This is a genomic window from Mesorhizobium sp. LNHC252B00, assembly GCF_000502955.1.
Classification (GTDB): Bacteria; Pseudomonadota; Alphaproteobacteria; order Rhizobiales; family Rhizobiaceae; genus Mesorhizobium.
In genome coordinates, this window is sequence record NZ_AYWO01000005.1 from 376,029 (window position 1) to 395,518 (window position 19,490).

Annotated in this window: 24 protein-coding genes; 10 read left to right on the forward strand and 14 right to left on the reverse strand. The window is 62.8% G+C overall.

The window, feature by feature from the left end; all coding sequences use genetic code 11:
* Window positions 1-30: 30 nt before the first annotated feature.
* Together X744_RS159740 and X744_RS159735 are read left to right on the forward strand one after the other, a co-directional pair.
* The gene (locus tag X744_RS159740; protein ID WP_023758620.1) at window positions 31-780 is read left to right on the forward strand and encodes a YebC/PmpR family DNA-binding transcriptional regulator; all 750 of its coding nucleotides are present in this window, start codon (window positions 31-33) and stop codon (window positions 778-780) included.
* Window positions 777-1,073, forward strand: coding sequence for a SelT/SelW/SelH family protein (locus tag X744_RS159735; RefSeq protein WP_023758621.1), 297 nt, complete (start codon window positions 777-779; stop codon window positions 1,071-1,073). Before X744_RS159740 ends, X744_RS159735 begins: the two co-directional genes overlap by 4 nt.
* A gap of 18 nt (window positions 1,074-1,091) precedes the next feature.
* Here X744_RS159735 and X744_RS1000000171860 read toward each other — a convergent pair whose 3' ends face one another.
* Entirely contained in the window at window positions 1,092-1,241 is a 150-nt protein-coding gene (locus X744_RS1000000171860; RefSeq protein WP_023758622.1) for a hypothetical protein, read from the reverse strand.
* 79 nt (window positions 1,242-1,320) lie between these two features.
* A complete protein-coding gene (locus tag X744_RS159730; RefSeq protein WP_023758623.1) occupies window positions 1,321-1,800 on the reverse strand; it encodes an anthrone oxygenase family protein in 480 nt (159 codons plus the stop codon).
* Window positions 1,801-1,926: 126 nt separating this feature from the next.
* Between X744_RS159730 and X744_RS159725 the strand changes: the two genes are divergently transcribed.
* Window positions 1,927-2,568, forward strand: a complete 642-nt coding sequence (locus X744_RS159725; protein ID WP_023758624.1) for a TetR/AcrR family transcriptional regulator — start codon at window positions 1,927-1,929, stop codon at window positions 2,566-2,568.
* 83 nt (window positions 2,569-2,651) lie between these two features.
* Here X744_RS159725 and rpmE read toward each other — a convergent pair whose 3' ends face one another.
* Window positions 2,652-2,873, reverse strand: coding sequence for a 50S ribosomal protein L31 (gene rpmE, locus X744_RS159720; protein ID WP_006327661.1), 222 nt, complete (start codon window positions 2,871-2,873; stop codon window positions 2,652-2,654).
* Window positions 2,874-3,080: 207 nt separating this feature from the next.
* On the opposite strand from rpmE, the gene X744_RS159715 reads away from it, so the two are divergent.
* Window positions 3,081-4,880: an ABC transporter transmembrane domain-containing protein gene (locus X744_RS159715; RefSeq protein WP_023758625.1), complete on the forward strand. Its 1,800-nt coding sequence runs from the start codon at window positions 3,081-3,083 to the stop codon at window positions 4,878-4,880.
* A 35-nt stretch (window positions 4,881-4,915) separates the two neighbouring features.
* Here X744_RS159715 and X744_RS159710 read toward each other — a convergent pair whose 3' ends face one another.
* Entirely contained in the window at window positions 4,916-6,403 is a 1,488-nt protein-coding gene (locus tag X744_RS159710) for a carboxypeptidase M32 (protein WP_023758626.1), read from the reverse strand.
* A gap of 139 nt (window positions 6,404-6,542) precedes the next feature.
* On the opposite strand from X744_RS159710, the gene X744_RS159705 reads away from it, so the two are divergent.
* The gene (locus tag X744_RS159705; protein ID WP_023758627.1) at window positions 6,543-6,896 is read left to right on the forward strand and encodes a DUF1304 domain-containing protein; all 354 of its coding nucleotides are present in this window, start codon (window positions 6,543-6,545) and stop codon (window positions 6,894-6,896) included.
* 72 nt (window positions 6,897-6,968) lie between these two features.
* On the opposite strand, the gene X744_RS159700 is transcribed toward X744_RS159705, so the two are convergent.
* From X744_RS159700 to X744_RS159660, 9 genes are all read right to left on the reverse strand, one after another.
* Entirely contained in the window at window positions 6,969-7,403 is a 435-nt protein-coding gene (locus X744_RS159700) for a hypothetical protein (protein WP_023758628.1), read from the reverse strand.
* A gap of 250 nt (window positions 7,404-7,653) precedes the next feature.
* Window positions 7,654-8,685 carry a peptidoglycan -binding protein gene (locus tag X744_RS159695; RefSeq protein WP_023758629.1) on the reverse strand — a complete coding sequence of 344 codons (1,032 nt, stop codon included), beginning with the start codon at window positions 8,683-8,685 and terminating at the stop codon, window positions 7,654-7,656.
* A gap of 1 nt (window position 8,686) precedes the next feature.
* Window positions 8,687-9,712, reverse strand: a complete 1,026-nt coding sequence (locus X744_RS159690) for a MotA/TolQ/ExbB proton channel family protein (RefSeq protein WP_023758630.1) — start codon at window positions 9,710-9,712, stop codon at window positions 8,687-8,689.
* Between the two features lie 106 nt (window positions 9,713-9,818).
* Complete coding sequence (locus tag X744_RS159685) at window positions 9,819-10,505, reverse strand: hemolysin III family protein (RefSeq protein WP_023758631.1); 687 nt, start codon at window positions 10,503-10,505, stop codon at window positions 9,819-9,821.
* A 121-nt stretch (window positions 10,506-10,626) separates the two neighbouring features.
* Complete coding sequence (locus X744_RS159680; RefSeq protein WP_023758632.1) at window positions 10,627-11,427, reverse strand: inositol monophosphatase family protein; 801 nt, start codon at window positions 11,425-11,427, stop codon at window positions 10,627-10,629.
* Window positions 11,428-11,511: 84 nt separating this feature from the next.
* Window positions 11,512-12,078, reverse strand: coding sequence for an elongation factor P (gene efp, locus X744_RS159675; protein WP_023758633.1), 567 nt, complete (start codon window positions 12,076-12,078; stop codon window positions 11,512-11,514).
* A 139-nt stretch (window positions 12,079-12,217) separates the two neighbouring features.
* Complete coding sequence (locus tag X744_RS159670; protein WP_023758634.1) at window positions 12,218-13,258, reverse strand: tetratricopeptide repeat protein; 1,041 nt, start codon at window positions 13,256-13,258, stop codon at window positions 12,218-12,220.
* Between the two features lies 1 nt (window position 13,259).
* On the reverse strand, window positions 13,260-13,907 hold the full coding sequence (locus X744_RS159665; RefSeq protein WP_023758635.1) for a thiamine phosphate synthase: 648 nt from the start codon (window positions 13,905-13,907) through the stop codon (window positions 13,260-13,262).
* Window positions 13,908-14,039: 132 nt separating this feature from the next.
* On the reverse strand, window positions 14,040-14,957 hold the full coding sequence (locus X744_RS159660) for a DMT family transporter (protein ID WP_023758637.1): 918 nt from the start codon (window positions 14,955-14,957) through the stop codon (window positions 14,040-14,042).
* A 132-nt stretch (window positions 14,958-15,089) separates the two neighbouring features.
* On the opposite strand from X744_RS159660, the gene X744_RS159655 reads away from it, so the two are divergent.
* Together X744_RS159655 and X744_RS159650 are read left to right on the forward strand one after the other, a co-directional pair.
* Window positions 15,090-15,569, forward strand: coding sequence for an Lrp/AsnC family transcriptional regulator (locus X744_RS159655; RefSeq protein WP_023758638.1), 480 nt, complete (start codon window positions 15,090-15,092; stop codon window positions 15,567-15,569).
* Between the two features lie 199 nt (window positions 15,570-15,768).
* Window positions 15,769-16,539: a sulfite exporter TauE/SafE family protein gene (locus X744_RS159650; protein ID WP_023758639.1), complete on the forward strand. Its 771-nt coding sequence runs from the start codon at window positions 15,769-15,771 to the stop codon at window positions 16,537-16,539.
* A 36-nt stretch (window positions 16,540-16,575) separates the two neighbouring features.
* Here X744_RS159650 and X744_RS159645 read toward each other — a convergent pair whose 3' ends face one another.
* Window positions 16,576-17,127: a DUF2269 family protein gene (locus tag X744_RS159645; RefSeq protein WP_023758640.1), complete on the reverse strand. Its 552-nt coding sequence runs from the start codon at window positions 17,125-17,127 to the stop codon at window positions 16,576-16,578.
* 329 nt (window positions 17,128-17,456) lie between these two features.
* Between X744_RS159645 and X744_RS159640 the strand changes: the two genes are divergently transcribed.
* The 3 genes from X744_RS159640 to ruvC all read left to right on the forward strand — a co-directional run bounded on the left by X744_RS159640 (window position 17,457) and on the right by ruvC (window position 19,449).
* Window positions 17,457-17,837 carry a hypothetical protein gene (locus tag X744_RS159640; RefSeq protein ID WP_023758641.1) on the forward strand — a complete coding sequence of 127 codons (381 nt, stop codon included), beginning with the start codon at window positions 17,457-17,459 and terminating at the stop codon, window positions 17,835-17,837.
* 377 nt (window positions 17,838-18,214) lie between these two features.
* Window positions 18,215-18,748 carry a DUF1465 family protein gene (locus X744_RS159635; RefSeq protein WP_023758642.1) on the forward strand — a complete coding sequence of 178 codons (534 nt, stop codon included), beginning with the start codon at window positions 18,215-18,217 and terminating at the stop codon, window positions 18,746-18,748.
* Between the two features lie 179 nt (window positions 18,749-18,927).
* The gene (ruvC, locus tag X744_RS159630) at window positions 18,928-19,449 is read left to right on the forward strand and encodes a crossover junction endodeoxyribonuclease RuvC (protein WP_023758643.1); all 522 of its coding nucleotides are present in this window, start codon (window positions 18,928-18,930) and stop codon (window positions 19,447-19,449) included.
* The last annotated feature ends 41 nt before the right edge of the window (window positions 19,450-19,490 follow it).

Below are 19,490 nucleotides of genomic sequence, written 5' to 3' on the forward strand. Positions count from 1 at the left end.
TGCTCTAGCCGAGAACACGACAGGGGTGCCATGGCTGGCCATTCACAGTTCAAGAACATCATGCACCGCAAGGGCCGCCAGGATGCGGTGCGGTCGAAAATGTTTTCCAAGCTGGCGCGCGAAATCACCGTCGCCGCCAAGAGCGGTACGCCCGACCCATCGATGAACCCGCGCCTGCGCCTGGCGATCCAGAACGCCAAGGCAGTGTCGATGCCGAAGGACAACATCCAGCGCGCCGTCAACAAGGCCTCGATGGGCGACGCCGAGAATTACGAAGCCGTGCGTTATGAGGGCTATGGTCCAGGTGGCGTCGCCGTCATCGTCGAGGCCCTGACCGACAACCGCAACCGTTCGGCCTCGAACGTGCGCGCCGCCTTCACCAAGGCGGGCGGGGCGATGGGTGAAACCGGCTCGGTGTCGTTCATGTGGGACCGCGCCGGCGAGATCTACTATCCGGCATCGGCCGGCAGCGCCGACAAGATCATGGATGCGGCGATCGAAGCCGGCGCCGATGATGTCGAGTCCGATGAGGAAGGCCACACGATCTATTGCGCCTTCGAAAATCTCGGCGAGGTATCGAAGGCTCTGGAAGGCGCGCTCGGCGAGGCCGAATCGGTGAAGCCGATCTGGCGGCCGCAAAACAATGTTCCGGTCGACGAGGAGCGGGCACAATCGCTGATGAAGCTGGTCGCCACTCTCGAGGATGACGATGACGTGCAAAGCGTCTACGCCAACTTCGAGGTCGATGACGAGACGATGGCCAAGCTCAGCGCGGCATGAGCGAAAAAGCGCTTCCCATCATCCGCATCACCTATTGCACGCAGTGCCAGTGGCTGCTGCGTGCCGGCTGGATGGCGCAGGAGCTGCTGTCGACCTTCGGCACCGATCTCGGCGAGGTGACGCTAGTGCCTGGCACCGGCGGCATCTTCACCATTTCCTGCAACGATACTCTGGTTTGGGACCGCAAGCGCGATGGCGGCTTTCCAGACGCGGCCAAACTCAAGCAGCTTGTGCGCGACGTCATCGATCCGGATCGCGATCTCGGCCATTCGGATCGAAAAACAAAGGCCTGAAGAGCGTCGGCAGCACCGTCACTTACGTCGCAACGCTCCGAAAGCCGCGCCTACGGCGATGCCCATAGCGATGCCGATTGGCAGATCATCCAGAGCGGCGCCGATCGCCGAGCCGACACCAACTCCGATGGCCATGCCGAAGGCCATGTTTGAGTACTGATCCTTCAAGATCCGTCTCCAAAAAACGTCCTGAACTTTTCAGGCGCGGAGCCTCACTGTCGGCCATCGATGGCTCCGCCCATTGCGGTCAACGCGCGGCGAACCAGAAGGATGCCAGCGCGGCTATGCCGCTGACGGTGCGGACATGGTTCCACATCACCCATTCATTGAGGTATCGCGACCACAGACTTGCGCCGCTGGCGCTTGCCGGATCGACGGTGGCGAGCGCATCGTTCAGCGGGACGTTGAAGACCATCGTCACCACCACGATGCCGATGAGATAGACCAGGCTACCGGCAATCAGCCAGAGCGAACCCGACTGGCTCCAGTCCATCACCGCGCCGGCGCCGACAATGAGGCACGCAAGCGCCGTGCCGAACAACGCTGTCATGAACAGCGGCGTCACAGCGGTCACATTGATCGAATTCATCGCCGCGATGCCGCCAGCGGCCGGCATGCGGCCGAGGCCCGGCATGACGAAGGTGGAAAAGGCGAAGAAGACGCCGCCGATGACGCCCGAGCCGATTGCGGCGATGAAGATGAGGATGGGCAGAACTTTCGCGATCATGTCAGTTGCTCCAGATGCCGGTTGCGGTTTCTTCTGCTTAAAATATGAGTATTCCTCACATTTGCAAAATGTGATAAACCCTCGTATTTGACGAGTCAAGCGATTTTGGTGGTATGAGAGATAGTCATGGAAGATGCGGCCTCGCCGGTTTCCCCTCAGGAGCAGATCGCTTCGCCGCGCCGGGCGCCAAGCCAGCAGCGCAGCCGCGAACGGGTCGAGCGGATGCTGGCCGCCGCTTCGGCGCTGATTGCCGAGCAAGGCAGCGACGCCATGCGCATGGGTGAAGTGGCGGAAAGGGCCGGTGTGTCGATCGGCTCGCTCTACCAGTTCTTTCCGGACAAGCGGGCGATCATCTGGGCACTGGCCGAGCGCTATACCGCAGAGAGCCAGGCCTGCATCTCGGCCGCACTAGCCGGAGTCAGTGACGCCGAAGGGCTGGGCCAAGCGTTTTCGGAACTCATCGATATCTACTACCGGCTGTTCCTGGCGGAGCCGGTGATGCGCGACATCTGGTCGGGCACGCAGGCCGACAAGGCGTTGCGCCAGCTCGAGCTCGCCGACAGCCGGGCCAATGCGGAGTTTCTGACCACGGTGCTGAAACGACTGCGACCGGCGGCCGATCCGGTGGCGCTGGAAACGACGGCGTTGCTGGTCTGGCAGATGGGTGAAGCCGCCATGCGGCTGGCGATCTCGGTCGAGCGGCAGGAGGGCGACAGGCTGGTCGCCGCCTACAAGCGGATGGCACTCAGGGAATTGCTGGCTGAATAGCAGGCGGAAAAGCGCCAGGATGAATGCTGCAACAAAAAACCCGCCACAAGGGCGGGTTTTCGATCTGCGATAGGTGTTCGCCCTTAGAGGCCGAAACCTTCGAAACGCTTCTTGAACTTCGACAGGCGGCCGCCGCGGTCGAGCAGGGTCTGCTGGCCGCCGGTCCAGGCCGGGTGGGTGGTCGGGTCGATATCGAGGTTCATCGTATCGCCTTCCTTGCCCCAGGTCGAACGGGTCATGTATTCGGTGCCGTCGGTCATGACGACCTTGATGGTGTGGTAATCGGGATGAATGTCGGTCTTCATGGTTCGGTTCCTGGCTTGCCGGCGCTGCTGACGGGCATAAGCCTGCGTCGATGCGCCCCTTTTTAAAACTCGAAGCCGCAGCTATTGAGGAGCCACGGCTTCTAAAACGGTCGGCGAGCCTATACATCAGCCGGAATTGAATCACAAGGCCGCGGCAAGCGCATATTGAAGCGCATGGCTCAAAGGGCGGCTAGAGGAAACACTGGGATGGCGCACATCAGCAGCGCAGACGAGCGCCGGCGCTCGCTCAAGCCGCTCGGGCGCCTGTTTCCGTATATCGCGCACTATCGCACGCTGTTCATCGGCGCCCTCATCTCGCTGGTCATCGCCGCGACAACGACCCTGGCGCTGCCGCTCGCGGTACGGCGCATGATCGATCATGGGTTCTCGTCGGCCAACACCATCTTCATCGCCGAATATTTCGCCGCGCTGGTGGCGATGGCCGCGCTGCTGGCGGCGGCATCGGCCGGCCGCTACTACTTCGTCATCACGCTTGGCGAACGCGTCGTCGCCGACATCCGCCGCGATGTCTTTGCTCATGTGACGACGCTGTCGCCTTCCTTTTTCGATACCGCCCAGTCGGGCGAGATCGTGTCGCGGCTCGCCGCCGACACCACGCAGGTCAAGTCCGCGGTCGGGGCGACGGCCTCGGTCGCGCTGCGCAACGTCATCCTTGGGCTCGGTGCTCTGGGGATGATGGTGATCACCAGCCCGAAACTGTCCGGCCTGGTGATTGCCGCTATTCCCGTCATCGTGCTGCCGCTGGTCGCTTTCGGCCGCTCGGTGCGGCGCAAGTCACGGCAGGCGCAGGACACGCTGGCCGATGCGACAGCCTATGCCAGCGAACAGGTCGGCGCGGTGCGCACGCTGCAGGCCTTCACCAACGAGAAGCTGGTCACCGGCCATTTCTCGGCTGCGGTGGAAGCCGCTTTCGAGGCGGCGCGCGCCTCGATCTTCGCGCGCTCCTTCCTCACTTTCTTTGCCATTTTCACCATCTTCTCGTCCGTCGTGGCGGTGCTGTGGTTCGGCTCGCGCGACGTGCTCGAAGGCTCGATATCGCCGGGCACGCTCGGCCAGTTCCTGCTCTATTCGGTGTTTGCCGCCGGCGCGCTGGGTGCGCTGTCGGAGGTGTGGGGCGAGCTTGCGCAAGCTGCGGGTGCTGCCGAACGGCTGACCGAGATCCTGGCCGAGAAACCGGCGATCCATGCTCCGGCAGATCCGAAGCCACTGCCCGCGGTCGCTAAGGGCGAGATAGTCTTCGACAACGTCTCCTTCTCCTACCCGGCGCGGCCCGACCGCGCCGCCGTGCACGGCTTGAGCTTTCAGGTCATGCCCGGCGAAACGGTAGCGATTGTTGGGCCGTCAGGGGCTGGCAAGAGCACGGTGTTTTCGCTGATCCTGCGCTTCTACGATCCCGAAACAGGCAAGATCCTGATCGATGGCGTCGACGTGCGTGAGGCCGATCCCGTTTCGGTCCGCCAGCGCATCGCCATCGTGCCGCAGGACGTCACCATCTTCGCGGCCACCGCGAGCGACAATATCGGCTTCGGCCGGCCGGGCGCCAGCAAGGCCGAGATCGAGACGGCGGCGAAGGACGCACTCGCCGACGAATTCATCCTCAGGCTGGAAAAAGGCTATGACAGCCAGGTCGGCGAACGCGGCGTGACGCTTTCCGGCGGCCAGCGCCAGCGGGTGGCGATCGCCCGCGCCATTCTGCGCGACGCGCCGATCCTGCTGCTCGACGAAGCCACCTCCGCGCTCGATGCCGAAAGTGAGACGCTGGTGCAGATCGCGCTGGAACGCCTGATGCAGGGCCGCACCACGATCGTCATCGCCCACCGGCTGGCAACGGTGCTGAAGGCCGACAGGATCCTGGTCATGGATGGCGGCTCGATCGTCGAGGAAGGCACGCATCAGAGCCTGGTCGCCAAGGGCGGCATCTATGCGCGGCTGGCCAAGCTGCAATTCGAAACAGGCGCCAGCGCCTTCAAGGGGGCGGCGGAGTAGTTCAAGCTGTCTGCACTCCTGAAGTGCCGGCCGCCCTACGCCGTTCCATAGCGCTGCTTCAGATGGTTCACGAGATAGGTGGCGTTGAGCTTTTCGCCGGTTGCGCGCTCGAGCAGATCCGGCGTCGACCAGCGTGATCCCTGCGACCAGATTTTTTGGCGGCGCCAGTCGTTGATCGCCTCGAAATTGCCTTTGGCAAGATCCTCGTCGGCTGAAGGATGTTCCCGCGTCAGCGCCGCCCATTGCTGCGCAGCCATCATCGCGCCCAGCGTGTAGGAGGGGAAGTAGCCGAAGGCCGCACCCGGCCAATGCACGTCCTGCATCGGCCCGTCGGCGGGGTTGTCAATGGTGGAAAGGCCGAGATAGTCGCGCATCTTGGCGTCCCAGGCTTCGGGCAGGTCGGCCACCTCCAGTCGGCCCGAGACGAGCTCCTGTTCCAATTCGTAGCGCAGGATGACATGCAAGGGATAGGTCACCTCGTCGGCATCGACACGGATCAGGCCGCGCTCGACGCGATGCACATGCGGCAGGATATCGTCGAGCGACCAGGCTTCGCCGAGATGCTTTTCGACCACCGGCAGCGCCCAGCGCCAGAAGGCCGGGTTGCGGCCGAGCTGCTTTTCGACGAACAGGCTCTGGCTTTCATGCACGGCCATGCCGCGCGCCTTGCCGAGCGGCCAGTGCGACCATGTCTTCGGCAGGTTCTGTTCGTAGAGCGCATGGCCGGTTTCGTGCAGCACACCCATCAGCGCCGACAGGAAATCGGAGGTCTTGTAGCGGGTGGTTATGCGGACATCGCTCGGTACGCCGCCGCAGAAAGGATGGTGCGACACCGATAGCGACCCGTGTGTCAGGTCGAAGCCGACCGCCGCCATCATGGCAAGGCCAAGCTCGCGCTGCCGGTCGATCGCGTAGGTGCCCGAAAGCGGCTTCAACGGGCGCTTGCGCAGCCGCGCGTCCTGGATCGCCAGCGCCTCCGGTACAAACCTCTTCAGGAAAGCCTTCAGGTCGGTGAACACCGGCGTGATATCGGCGGTGCGGTTGCCAGGATCGTACTGTTCCATCAGCGCGTCATAGGGGGCAAGGCCGAGCACGTCGGCACGCAGCGCCGCCTCCTCGCGCACCAGCGCCACCACGCCCTCCAGCGCCGGCTGGAAGGCCGCCCAGTCGTTCTTGGCGCGCAGGTCGCGCCACAGCTGCTCACAGCGCATGCGAGCCGTCGTCTGGCGTTCGACGAATTCGACCGGCAGGCAGGTCAGGTTGGTGTACTGCCGCCGCAGTTCCGCGACGGCGGCCCGTTGCTCTTCACCAAGCGCCTCGCCTTCTGCGACAGCGATCCAGTCCGCTATCTCCGGCGCCGTTGCCCTGGTGTGATACATGCCGGCCAGTGCCGACATCGCCTCGGCACGCTTCTCGCCGCCGCCGACGGCCATGTGAGTGGCTTCGTCGGCGCCGAGGATGGCCAGCGCATGCTCGAGCGCTTCGAGCTTATGGCCGAGATCATCGAGTTTCTGAAAGGACATGGCGGCTTCCGTGATTGAGGACGGCGCGAAAAGACACCAACGCAAAAGCCTTGGCAACCCTCAGGCACTGTGCCGGGAATGCATCTTGCGCTGATGCGGTCATGCGTGAAATGCTGCAGCCACAGTTGAGGGGAACAGCATGATCGGCGACATCCTGGTTGGGCTGGTGGCCTTGATCCATGCCTACATCGTCTATCTCGAGATGGTGCTTTGGGACACGCCGCGCGGGCACCAGGCTTTCGGTTTGACACCCGAATTCGCCGGTGCCTCGAAAGTACTCGCCGCCAACCAGGGGCTCTACAACGGTTTCCTCGCCGCCGGCCTCATCTGGGGGCTTTACCTCGGTGCTGCCGGTTTCCAGGTCAAGGTTTTCTTCCTGTTGTGCGTCGCCATTGCCGGCCTCTATGGTGCGGCGACGGTCGGCCGCAAAATCCTGTTCATCCAGACCGTGCCGGCGATTGCCTCCCTGATCGCGGTCTGGCTGGGCTGGTAAAAGGACGCCCGCGGAATTGAGTCCCGAGGGCGTCGGGCGGCCCTTCCTCTTGGACCGTCAGGGGCTACGGCTTCAGCCGTTCGGGTAGTTGCCGCCGTCGGCGCCGTCGCCCATCAGGAAGCCACTGCCGGTATTGAGCCTCAGCCGTTGGTCGACATTGTCGAGGCGGCGTAGCAGGTCATGGTATTGCGCGGCCGGTATCCTGCCATGATCCGACGCCGCGATTTTCTCAGCTGCCTGGGTAATGTGCGCGGTGCGCATTTCCAGCCGCTGCGCCACGGCCAGGGTGATGTTGTTGGCCCGCTTGGCGTCGACTATGCCTTGGCGAACGCCCTGGACCTGTTGGATGACACTGTCGATCCGGGGCCCCGTGAAATCGGTCGGGTCGGTTGCGTCGAGAGCACCCTTGTGATGGCCGGCGGCATAGGCGCCGGCAAGCGGAACGGCGATGAGAAACGCCGCGAGTGTTGCAGTTCTAAGCGGTGTCCTGGGAGTGAAAGAGCGCATCACGCGTCTCCTCTTGTAGAGGAAGGCGGCGGTTGTTCCGCCTGCCTTCTGGCCTTTGGGCCGTCCGGTTCCGTCGTGTCGCGATGCGGGAGACTCATCGCCGGCGGTTCTCAGCCCGGGCGGGAAGCTAGGACCGCCCTGCGACAATGTGTAATTAAAAAAAGATAATCTTTTCAGGTCTTGCCGGCGTCAGTCCACGCCCTAGAGTTGAGCCGACGAACAAATTCGCGTGAGCTCGCGTGATGAGAGATCAACGTTCGGTGAGCTTCAGTTCAATACGGCGGTTCTTGTTCCGCGCCTCTTCTGTGTCGGCGGCATCGAGCGGCTGAAACTCACCGAAGCCGGCGGCGACGAGCCGGTTGGCCGGCACGCCGTTCTCGATCAGAAATTTCACCACCGAGGTCGAACGCGCCGTCGACAACTCCCAATTGTCGCGATAGCGGCCGGTGCCGGAGAGCGGCTTGTTATCGGTATGGCCGTCGACGCGCAGCACCCAGTTGATTTCGGGCGGGATTTCCTTCTGCAACTCGATGATGGCGTCGGCGAGTTTCTTCATCTCGACCTTGCCGGCATCGTTGATCACCTCGGAGCCGGTCGGGAACAGCACTTCCGACTGGAAGACGAAGCGGTCGCCGACGATGCGGATATTCTCGCGGTCGGCGAGGATTTCGCGCAAGCGGCCGAAGAAGTCGGAGCGGTAGCGGTTCAGTTCCTGCACGCGCTGCGCCAACGCGACGTTCAGGCGGCGGCCGAGATCGGCGATCTTGGTGTTGGAATCGCGGTCGCGGGTTTCGGAGACGTTGAGCGCATCCTCGAGCGCGCCGATCTGCTTGCGCAAGGCCGCGATCTGCTGGTTGAGGATCTCGACCTGGCTCAGCGCCTGCTGACTGATCTGGCGCTGGTTATCGAGTTCGCCGCCCAGTGCCGCGGCGCGTTGGTTGGCGGCGTCACCGGCGCCCGCGCCTTGCGCCAGCAATTGTTCGAGCCGGCTCTTTTCCGCTTCGGTCGCCGACAGCGATGCCTGCAGATTGGCCAGCGAGTCATCCTTGTCCTGCGTTGATGAGCGCTCCAACGCCAGAAGCTGGGTCAATTCGTTGATTTGCGAGTTGAGGCGCGTGAGTGCCGTATCCTTGCCGGAAATTTCGCGACCGAGCAGGAACTGCGCCAGAACGAAGACGGTGAGCAGGAACATGATGGCCAGCAACAGCGTCGACAGCGCGTCGACGAAGCCCGGCCAATAGTCGATGCGGCGATCGGTGCGCCGGCCCCTGGCGAGTGCCACGTCAATGCACCCCAGGCTTCTTCAGGGCATCGGCGATCTTTTCCAGCGTGTTGCGCATCGCCTTCTGTTCGTCGGACTGGGCCTCGACCCAGTCGCGCATGATCTGCTGTTCCGAGCGCATGTTCTTGACCAGGCCGGAAATGCCGTCGGCGAGATTGGCCATGGCGGTGGCGACGCGTGGATTGGAGCCGCCGCCATTCTCCTGCATGCTGCGCAATCTTTCCGACAGGACCCGGATCTCGTCCGAGGATTCGGCCTTGGCCGGGTCAGAGACGACGATGTCGGACGACAGGTCGGTAACCGAGGACAGCCAGTTTTCCAGCTCGGTGTAGAAGCGCGTTTGGGCGCGGCCGGCCTGCAGGTCGAGGAAACCGAGCACCAGCGAGCCGGACAGGCCGAAGAGCGAGGACGAGAAGGCCGTGCCCATACCGGCCAGCGGCGCGGAAAGCCCTTGCTTGAGCGAATCGAGCACAGCCGCGGCGTCACCGGTGCCCGGATCGAGCGATTCAATCGTCTCGCGGATCGAGCCGATAGTGTTCAACAGGCCCCAGAAGGTGCCGAGCAGGCCGAGGAATACCAGCAGGCCGACGAGGTAGCGCGAGGTGTCGCGGCTTTCGTCGAGGCGCGTGGCGATGGAGTCGAGCATGGTGCGCATCGAGCTGGTCGAGAAAGCCGTGGCCGAGGAGCGGCCGATCATCGCCTTCATCGGCGCCAGCAGCACCGGTTCGGTGGTCTCCGAGCCGGCTCGGAAGGAGTTGACCCAACGAACTTCGCGAAACAGCCGTCCGACTTGGGCGAAGGCCAAGAGGATGCCGACCACCAGCACGCCCACGATCAGCCCGTTGAGGCCGGGATTGCTGCTGAAGGCGGTCGAGATCTGCCGGGTCAGGATGGCGGCGATGAAGGCGACGATGGCCAGGAAGATCACCATGGTCAGCAAAAAGACCTGCGGGCTTGAGAGTTTGTGCGGGTCGTAGATTAGGACATCAGAGCGCCTGCCCATGCCGAAGGATTTGAGAAAAGCCATCCGTGCCCCGTTTCCGATGCCGCCGCGATCACGTAAAGCGCGACTCTAAACGGAATTGTGACCAAATTGAATGGCGCTTGGCAAGATTGCCGCGTCGACGTCTGTGTCAGAGCCGATTGATGACCAGACAGTCGACCATGGCGGCCAGATGCAGGCCGGCGCCGGTGACGACGAAACCATGCCACAGCGCATTGTGGAAGCGCAGCCCCTTCCAGGCAAAGAAGACGACGCCGCAGGAGTAGACGATGCCGCCGGCGACGATGAGGGCGATCGACATCGTCGGCAGCGTCTGGACAAGGGGCTTGACCAGGATGATGCCGCTCCAGCCGATGGCGAGATAGAAGCCGATGGCCAGCCGGTCGAAACGGCCGGGAAAAAACACCTTGATGGCAATGCCCAGCACCGCTGCGGTCCAGACCAGGACAATCATCCAGCTCGCCAATGGCGAGCCTTCGAGCTGGGCCAGGAAAGGCGTGTAGGTCGCGGCGATCAGCAGATAGATCGCGGCGTGATCGAAACGTCGCAAGACCCATTTCGCCGGCGACGACACTGGCCAAAGATTGTAGGTCATCGACACCGACAGCACGGTGAGCAGCGAGACCACATAGAAGGCGGCGGCAATGTATTCGCCCGGCCCGACACGAAAGGCCGACAGCGCCAGCAATGCCGAACCGACCGATATCGCCAGCACGATGCCGACCGCGTGGACGATGCCGTCAGCGATCATCTCGGCGCGCGAATAGTGCCAGCGTCCAACGAATGGGATGTCGGGGGTGGGATCGATGTCGTTCACTGCCGGGTTTCCTGCGCCGAGCGCTCCAATTTGGACGCTCGCAGGGCAGTATTTCAAGTCTTGTTTGCGGTTTTACGACTGCGGCGCTTCAGCACGGCATGCCTTCAACGCGGCTTTCCTGTCAACGAGAAGAGAGCGGCTTCTTCACGGCCTTCAGCAGGGCTCGCTGGATGACCTCGTTGCCGGCGACAACCGAGCCGTTGTCGAGCATGTCCTGGCCGCCATCCATGTCGGAGACGAAGCCGCCCGCCTCGCGGATCAAAAGCAGCCCGGCGGCGATGTCCCAGGCGGACAGGCCCGTTTCCCAGAACCCGTCCATGCGGCCGGCGGCGACATAGGCAAGGTCGAGCGAGGCGGAGCCCATGCGGCGGACGCCGGAGACTTCGGCCATGACATTGCGCAGCTCGACGAGGAAATTGCCGTGATGGCCACGGCCGAGATGCGGCATGCCGCAGCCGATCACCGTGTCGACCAGTTTGATGCGTCCGGCGACGCGCAAGCGGCGGTCGTTCATGAAAGCGCCGCCGCCGCGTTCGCAGGTGTAGAGCTCGTCCATCGCCGGATTGTAGATGACGCCGGCAACGATCTGTCCCTGGCGTTCCAACGCGATCGAAACGGCAAAGAGCGGGATGCCGTGCAGGAAATTGGTGGTGCCGTCGAGCGGGTCGACGATCCAGCGATGCTGGCTGTCGTCACCCTCGACCGCGCCACGCTCTTCCATCAGGAAGGCATAGCCCGGCCTTGCCTTGGACAGTTCGGCAAAGACGATGTCCTCGGCCTTACGGTCGGCCTGACTGACATAGTCGCCGGGGCCTTTCATCGAGACCTGCAGGTTCTGCACCTCGCCGAAGTCGCGCGATAGCGAGCGGCCGGCCTTCATTGCGGCCTGGACCATGACGTTGAGGAGGGCTGAGCGTGCCATAGTGGTTCTTCCTGGTGCTTCGCTTTAGACACTGTCTTGATGCATGTCGGTGACCCAAAACCGGGGCCACCTGCGCGACATGCATCAGTCGGCGCGGCGCACGTAAGTGATTTCGTTGGTGTCGACGATGATGCGCTCGCCGGCGCCGATGAATGGCGGCACCAGCACGCGGATGCCGTTATCCAGGATCGCGGGCTTGTAGGATGAGGCCGCCGTCTGACCCTTCACCACCGGGTCCGCCTCGGTGATGGTCAGCGTCACATAGTCGGGCAGCGAAATGCCGATCGGCCGCTCTTCGTAGAGCTGGACCGTCACCATCATGCCGTCCTGCAGGAAGGCGGCGCGATCGCCGACGAAGTCCTTGTTCAGTTCGAGCTGCTCGTAACTTTGGGTGTCCATGAACACCAGCGCGTCTTCCTGCGCGTAGAGGAAGGAAAAGTCCTTCAGGTCGAGCCGGATCTGCTCGACCGTCTCGGCCGAGCGGAAGCGCTCATTGAGCTTGGTGCCGTTGATGAGGTTCTTCAGTTCGACCTGGTTGTAGGCGCCGCCCTTGCCGGGCTTGACGGTGTTGGTCCTGACCGCCACCCAAAGGCCGCCATCATGCTCGATGACATAGCCGGGACGGATTTCGTTGCCATTGATCTTGGCCATAATGAGGTGATCCGGGATGCTACCAACGGCCAGGCCGTGGTATGGGATGGTCGCTGCGAAAGCGATTTCGGGCTCCCAAGACCACAAAATGCCAGAAGAGGCAAGGGAGCGCCAAGTCGGGGTCGGGTTGGAGAGGCCGCTACGGCAGGCGGTTCGCCTTCTGCAGGGCCTGCTTGGTCTCGCCGTCGCTCAGCCCCTGCAGGAAATCGTCCATCTGCGGATCGATGAGGCCGGCGCGGCGGGCGACGATGTACCAGGCGCCGGCAAGGACGAGATCCGGATCGGTGCCGATGCCTTGCATATAGAGCTTGGCCAGGCGATTCTGAGCGGCGACATTGCCGCCTTCCGCCGCCTGCTTCGTCCAGCCGAAGGCGGATTTCAGGTCGCGCGCACCGCCGCGGCCTTCGATCATCCAGGCGGCGAGATCGATCTGCGCGGTGTCGTAGTTCTGTTGTGCCGCCTGCGCCAGCAGGCGCCTTGCCTGCACATCGTCACGCGGCCTGCCGCCGACGCCATTGGCGTAGATCTGCGACATCGCATACTGCGCGTCGGCAAGGCCCGTAGCGGCGGCGCGCTCATAGTAGGAGACCGCCTTCGCCATGCCGGCGTCGCCGGGGTCCTGCTGGACCAGCATCTGCGCGAAATTGAACTGCGCCAGCCGGTTGCCGGCTTCCGCGGCGGCCTGCATCAACGCATAGGCCTCCTTTTCGTCCTTCTTGACGTAGCGGCCGTCGAGCAGCATCAGGGCGTACTGGAACTGCGCTTCGGGTACACCCTGCTCGGCGGCCAACGCGTACCATTTCGCCGCCTCCGCCGAATTGAGCGGCACACCAAGCCCGCGCGACAGGATCTCGGCGACCAGGGTCTGCGCCGCCGGATCGCCGTTTTGCGCCCGGACCAGTGCCAGATTGTAGGCCGTCTTGTAGAGCCCGCGCTGGAAGGCGCCATAGGCCGCATCGGCGGGTTTTGCGCCGAAGCGGTCGGGGTTGACAGCGTCGGCGGAGGGCAGCGGCGTCGGTTCGGCCGTGGTGGCCGGCTGCGGCAGCGGCTGTTCGATCGGCTTGTTCGCGTGTGCGCCGACATCGGGTTTGGGCTGCGGCAGCAGGATGGTCTCGGCGGCCGCTGCCTGAACCATCAGCGCCGCAAGCAGAGCCTGGAGGGGGAGCCTCGCCCAGGGCACGTCAGTCCTCGAAGCGCGGCGCGGTTTCGTCGAGCAGCGCGTTGGCACTGGCGACGGCTGTCTTGGGATCGGTGCCGTCCGCGAATACGGCGCTCGACAGCGCCACGAACTCGGCACCTGTGGCACCCACCGCTTCGACCGAGGCAATGTCGGATCCGGCCATGACGATGCACGGGATCTGGATCATATCCGCCCACCATCTGCCGAGCGACAGGTTGCGCGGGTGCGGTTCTGGCTTGTTGTCGTAACCGAAGCGGCCGAAGAAGATGTAATCGGGCCGTGTTTCGCCAAGCTCAAGCGCGTCGTCACGTGTCTTGGCGCCGCCGGTGCCGACCATCATCTTTGCCTGGAAATGCTCGATCGTCTCGGCCAGTTCGGCCTTGGAGACCTCGACATGGATACCGTCGGCCTGGACGCGGCCAGCTATACGGGTGTCGCCGGCAATGATCACCGCCGCACCGGCGGCTTGCGCCGCGGGCACGACCTGTTCGGCGAAAGCCTGGAAGGAGGCCTCGTCCATGCCGTTCTCGGGCAGGATCAGCGACGCGACGTCGCCGCCTTCGAATGCCGCGGCGATACGGGCGGCCGGCACGCCGGGCGGCGCGATCAGCACGATGCGACAGCGATTGGGGGGCGTTGCGTCATTCATGGTTCTTCGGATCCCGCGTTTCGCCTATGCCGGGCGAAGATGGTTGGATTGCGGCATAGAGCAAAGTGCCCGCTTTGAACAGGCGGGCAGCCGGGATACCGATGTGGGCCCGCCGGACGCCGGCGGACCGCTTCATTTAACCGGGTGTGGACTTGCGATGGGCGTTTGGCCCTTCCACAGCCTCCAGCCGAGATTCATGCCGGCAGCGGCGATCAGAATCGCGGTGGCGCCGACGATCTGGCTCAGATACAGCCGATGGCCGAAGGCGACGACATCGACCAGAATGGCGACCACCGGGTAGATGAAGGATAGCGATCCCTGCAGATGCGTCGGCAGTTTCTGGATGGCGCCGTACATCAATATATACATCAGGCCCGTATGGACGATGCCGAGCGTCGCCAGCATGGTCCAGCTCCATGCATCGGCCGGAAGCTGCGAAAAATTGGCGAACGGAGCCAGCATAACGACGCCGACGCAGACCTGGATCAGTGCGATCAAGTGCGGCGGCGTGCCCTTGAGCTTCTTGGTGACAATGGCGGCAACGGCCCAGAAAAAAGCCGCTCCCAACGCCATGACGATGCCGGTAAAATAGTCCGTGCCGGCCATGTCGGCACTGGGTCCGGCATCAGGAGCGGCCTGCACGATCAGCACCATGCCGGCGAAGGCGATGGCCAGCCAGGTCAGCTTGGTCAGGGTCAGCCGCTCGGCGAAGAAGAGCGCGCCGAAGCCGACCAGCATGAAGGGCTGCGTGTTGTAGACAGCGGTGGCGATCGAGATCGACGCGCGGGAGAAAGCGCTGAACAGCAAAAGCCAGTTGACGACGATGGCGACGCCGCCGAGTGCGGCGATGCCGATGATACGCAATGACAGCCTGTTGCGCAGCAAGCCCAGCCCGGCGCAGATGATGAGCAGCGTCAGCGCGCCGAACGCGCAGCGCCAGAACACCACATCCATGATCGGCTGGCCGGACAGCACGACGAACCATCCGATCGTTCCCAGGATCGCCATTGCGGCGGACATTTCGACCGTGCCACGCACCGTGTCGTTCACAACAAACCTCCGTATCAGTTGAGCCGTTATGATCTCATGTGGTGACGCGGCTTTCTATCCGATAGGAAAGGAGATATTGATAAATGACCTAACTATATTAGGCCATGGTTCCAAATCAGCGGGAAATGTAAAATGCTTGATGATCTCGACCGAAATCTCCTCGAAATCCTAGTCAAGGATGCGCGGACCTCGCTGAAGGAGTTGGCCGCTCAGGTCGGGCTGTCATCGCCAAGCGTTTCGGAGCGGCTTCGACGGCTCGAGGAGCGCGGTGTCATCCGCGCGTTCACCGTCGAGATCGATCCGCTGGCGCTTGGCTATGCGTTGCAGGCGATCGTGCGCATCCGGCCTCTGCCGGGCAAGCTGCACATCGTCCAGAAGCTGATCGAGGAAATCCCCGAATTCGGCGAATGCGACAAGGTGACCGGCGATGACTGTTTCGTCGCCCGGCTGTTCGTGCGCTCGATCGGCGACCTCGACGGGATTCTCGACCGCATCGCCGACAAGGCCGAGACCAGCACCGCCATCATCAAGGCGCAGCCGATCCGGCGCCGGCCTCCACCGCTCGATGCAACGGCGCCTCGTGGCAGGGCAAAGCTCGTGCACGCATCCTGAACGGACTAGTCACGGCCGGTTTTCAGAGGACTGAATCGAAGGATCTCAAGCGGCCAATGTTCCTGCTGGTCTCGGCCAGTCGATAGGCAGTGCCTGCCATGGCAGTGTGCACAAGCCATGCCGATATTTGCTGTCGCTCAGCTCGGATTCTGGGTTATTCAAGCACCGACACGCTTTCCCTCCAGACCAGTTCCCTCCCATGTCAGGCCTGCTTTTCGATCCGTGGTTCTATGCGGCTGCCATTCCGGCGGTCATTCTGGTCGGCCTGTCCAAGGGCGGGTTTGGCGGCGCCGTCGGTTTCGTTGGCGTGCCGCTGATGGCGCTGACCATGCCCCCGGTGCAGGCGGCCGCTATCCTGCTGCCAATCCTGTGCCTGATGGACATCGTGTCGGTGTGGACATGGTGGGGTGTCTTTGACCGGAAGATGCTGTCCGACATGATGCCGGGAGCGGTCATCGGCATAGGGCTTGGCTGGCTGACGGCGGCATTGGTCACCGAAGGGGCAGTGCGGCTGATCGTCGGTGCCGTCGCCATAATCTTCGTCCTGCGCTGGCTCTATCTGCAGTTTCGCCATGGCGCCGGTCACGCGGCCGCGCCCAACCGCGTGGCTGCGGCCGCCTGGGGTACGGTCGCGGGCTTCACCAGCTTCGTTGCCCATGTCGGCGGCCCGCCCTTCCAGGTCTATGCCTTGCCGATCCGCCTCGATCCCAAGGTCCTGTCGGGCACGGCGGCGATCTTCTTTGCCGCCACCAATGCGCTGAAGCTGGTGCCCTATTTCGCGCTCGGCCAGTTCGACACCGCCAATTTGACGGCGTCGGCGGTGCTGATGCCGCTGGCGCCGCTCTCGACCATAGCCGGGGCGTGGCTGGTGCGGCGGATGCGCCCCGAAATCTTCTATCCCTTCACCTATGCAACCGTCGCGGTCGTGGCGCTGAAGTTGCTGTGGGACGGCATTGTTGGCCTGATGTAAAATAGGTGAGGCGGCTGCCGCCCTCTCTATCTGGGATCAGGCGGCGCTGGGTACGAGGCGACGGTTGCCGCCAAAGGCCAGTGCCGCGCCAACCAGGATGACCAGCACCATGCCGGCGAGGACGCCGATGTCACGCGCAGTCGGCTTGAGGACCATGTCGGCAATGATCACCAGCATCACCGCATAGTCGAAGCGTGCCGCGCGCATCATGCGGTCACCGATGGCAAGAACAGCCGATGTTACGCCCTCCTTGGCGATCATCTCGCCGATGCGCTCGCCGGTCGGCTTGAAGATGAGCATGCCGATCGAAAAGGTCGTGGCGTAGCCGGCAAGGCCGATCAGTATCCACAGGTCGGAGAAGCCGACCCAGAAGCTGCACATGATGAGGCCGAAGATCAGCGTCAGCATCGACATCGGCGCAAAAAACCTGCCGCCCAGTTGGCCGCTGGCGCGCATCGCCTGCAGCTTGTCCTCGATGTTGCCCGCCCGCTCGGCAAGCACGCCGAGAAGGAACAGCACGAAGCCACCACCAACCCACAGAACGGCCGAGATGACGTGAAGGAATTTGACGATCGAATACCAGTCCATGATGTGCTCCTTCAGTGTTCTGGTCGGATTTGCGGCGGCGTGATTTGCGCCGGCCGTCAGAGGAGCGGGCGTTTAGCGCGGTGCCTGTTTCGGAACGATGTCGCCTAAAGCCCGGCTTCGTTTCAGCGCAATGAAGAAGCGGCTGAGATAGTGAACGCGCTATCTGATTTCCTGCTAATATACGCATTGTCGGGAGGGAGTCGGCGCGATATCGTCCGGAATATTGCCGATGCTTGATAGTGCGCTAGCGTCGGGAGTCCGCGGCGACAACAGTCGCTTGACGATCAATCCACTCCCGCAAACGGGAAAGACATTTCGAGGGGAACATTATGCAAGGGGTAGCACGGAATTTCTTCACGCTGGCCATTATCTATGCGTTGTGCGGCATGGCGCTCGGTATCCACATGGCGATCAGCGAAGACCATGGCCAGATGCCAACCCATGCCCACACGATGGTCGCCGGATGGCTGATGTCGTCGGTCTTCGCCTTTTTCTACCATCTGTTTCCGGCCGTCGGGCAAAAGGTCCTGGCCAAGGTTCATTTCTGGCTGACTGCCATCAGCGGTATCGGGCTCATGATCGGCCTTTACATCCTGCTCGCCGGCAATCCGGGGATAGAACCGCTGCTCGGGATTTCCTCGATCGCGTTCTATGCGGGCATATTGCTGTTTGCCCTCATCGCTTTGCCGGCGGTCTGGAAGACGGCCTGAGCTGAACCAGAGGCAGTGAGGCTGTACTGTTACGGCACAGGATTGCGGCGTTCGGTCAAAAAACATCCGCGCCGTTAAGGCTTCATTAAGCTTTACAGGCGTTTACTATGTGCATCCAGTGATCTGGATTCTTACCGAGTGGTTGGAGCCACTTTGTTTGACGCCTCCCTGTTAAACTCCTGAGAGCCGCCTTATCCGCGGCTCTTTTTTTTGTCCGCATTTTCGGGGCAGGGGCCAGTGGACCGACGTTAACCTTCTGTTAAACATGTGCTTGCCTTCACCGGTGACGAAGCGCATTTTCAAGCTTCAGTCAGACGGGTTTCCGGGTGTATCGGCAGGGAGCCGAATCAGCCGGTTGCAAGTGCAGGGGCGTATCAATGAACGAGCTTTCGAAGGGCAGTGCGAAAACCGTCAAGCTGGCGGAACGCCGGGTTTTCTCGCAATCCTTCAAGCCGCTTTACCAGGAAGGTATGGGCCTCGTCGAACAGGCCGCCGAATACCTCGACGGCAAGGGCCGGGCCGAGGCGAAGAAACTATCCAGGCTGGCGGCCACCCTCTACGCGGCCGAATCGATGCGGCTGACCACCAGGCTTATGCAGGTTGCGTCGTGGCTGCTTTTGCAGCGCGCCGCCAACTCCGGCGAGATGACCCGCGACCAGGTCGCGTCTGAAAAATCCAAGGTGCGCCTCGACACCGCTTCCGCCCGTGACGAAGCCGCCGGCTGGGCCGAACTGCCCGAGGATTTCCTCGACCTCGTCACCCGCTCGCTGCGCCTGCAGGCACTGGTCCGCCGCATGGACGAGGAAATCTATGGCTCCGGCGCAGTGGCCGACATGCAGCCAGCGGCTCGCCGCCCCAATCCGGTTTCCGACCAGATCAGCCTGCTCAACACAGCTTTCGCCAGAGGCTAATGCATGTTGCCCAAAAGTGGGCCCCGGTTTTGGGAGAACGACATGCATCGCATCAAAAACCTAAAGCGCGTCGCCTGAATCCGTTCAAACGCGACGCGCTTTAGACCTCGGGCACTCCTCTGTTTCCGGTTTGTTCACATTTCGCTGGCATCGCTGTCCATCGGAGGTAGACTGGACGCATGGGGGAAGCGATTCGCATTATCGGTATCGATCCGGGGCTTCGGCGCACCGGCTGGGGGATTGTCGAAAGCCTCGGCAATTCGCTGCGCTTCATTGCTTCCGGCACCGTGAAGTCCGACGACAAGGCGGCTCTGGCGACGCGGCTCTGCCAATTGCATGACGGGCTCGCCGAAATCCTGCACCGCGCGATGCCGCACGAGGCGGCCGTCGAACAGACCTTCGTCAACAAGGACGCCGTGGCGACGCTGAAGCTCGGCCAGGCGCGCGGCATCGCCATGCTGGTGCCGGCGCGTGCCGGGCTCGTCGTTGCCGAATATGCGCCCAACGCCGTCAAGAAGGCGGTGATCGGCGTTGGTCATGGCGACAAGAAGCAGATCCACATGATGGTGAAGGTGCTGTTGCCGAAAGCCAGCTTCGATACCGAACATGCCGCGGATGCGCTGGCCATTGCCATCTGCCATGCGCATCATCGGCAGAGTATCGCGTACCGGATGGCGCTTGCCGGCCAGCTATGTTCTTGACTTGTTCACGCTGTGCGGATAAGTAATACCGCAAAGGTATT

Coding starts and splice junctions, on each gene's coding strand:
- X744_RS159740 (WP_023758620.1), top strand. CDS start 31: ATGGCTGGCCATTCACAGTTCAAGAACATCATGCACCGCAAGGGCCGC.
- X744_RS159735 (WP_023758621.1), top strand. CDS start 777: ATGAGCGAAAAAGCGCTTCCCATCATCCGCATCACCTATTGCACGCAG.
- X744_RS159730 (WP_023758623.1), bottom strand. CDS start 1,800: ATGATCGCGAAAGTTCTGCCCATCCTCATCTTCATCGCCGCAATCGGC.
- X744_RS159725 (WP_023758624.1), top strand. CDS start 1,927: ATGGAAGATGCGGCCTCGCCGGTTTCCCCTCAGGAGCAGATCGCTTCG.
- rpmE (WP_006327661.1), bottom strand. CDS start 2,873: ATGAAGACCGACATTCATCCCGATTACCACACCATCAAGGTCGTCATG.
- X744_RS159715 (WP_023758625.1), top strand. CDS start 3,081: ATGGCGCACATCAGCAGCGCAGACGAGCGCCGGCGCTCGCTCAAGCCG.
- X744_RS159710 (WP_023758626.1), bottom strand. CDS start 6,403: ATGTCCTTTCAGAAACTCGATGATCTCGGCCATAAGCTCGAAGCGCTC.
- X744_RS159705 (WP_023758627.1), top strand. CDS start 6,543: ATGATCGGCGACATCCTGGTTGGGCTGGTGGCCTTGATCCATGCCTAC.
- X744_RS159700 (WP_023758628.1), bottom strand. CDS start 7,403: ATGCGCTCTTTCACTCCCAGGACACCGCTTAGAACTGCAACACTCGCG.
- X744_RS159690 (WP_023758630.1), bottom strand. CDS start 9,712: ATGGCTTTTCTCAAATCCTTCGGCATGGGCAGGCGCTCTGATGTCCTA.
- X744_RS159680 (WP_023758632.1), bottom strand. CDS start 11,427: ATGGCACGCTCAGCCCTCCTCAACGTCATGGTCCAGGCCGCAATGAAG.
- efp (WP_023758633.1), bottom strand. CDS start 12,078: ATGGCCAAGATCAATGGCAACGAAATCCGTCCCGGCTATGTCATCGAG.
- X744_RS159665 (WP_023758635.1), bottom strand. CDS start 13,907: ATGAATGACGCAACGCCCCCCAATCGCTGTCGCATCGTGCTGATCGCG.
- X744_RS159655 (WP_023758638.1), top strand. CDS start 15,090: ATGCTTGATGATCTCGACCGAAATCTCCTCGAAATCCTAGTCAAGGAT.
- X744_RS159650 (WP_023758639.1), top strand. CDS start 15,769: ATGTCAGGCCTGCTTTTCGATCCGTGGTTCTATGCGGCTGCCATTCCG.
- X744_RS159645 (WP_023758640.1), bottom strand. CDS start 17,127: ATGGACTGGTATTCGATCGTCAAATTCCTTCACGTCATCTCGGCCGTT.
- X744_RS159640 (WP_023758641.1), top strand. CDS start 17,457: ATGCAAGGGGTAGCACGGAATTTCTTCACGCTGGCCATTATCTATGCG.
- X744_RS159635 (WP_023758642.1), top strand. CDS start 18,215: ATGAACGAGCTTTCGAAGGGCAGTGCGAAAACCGTCAAGCTGGCGGAA.
- ruvC (WP_023758643.1), top strand. CDS start 18,928: ATGGGGGAAGCGATTCGCATTATCGGTATCGATCCGGGGCTTCGGCGC.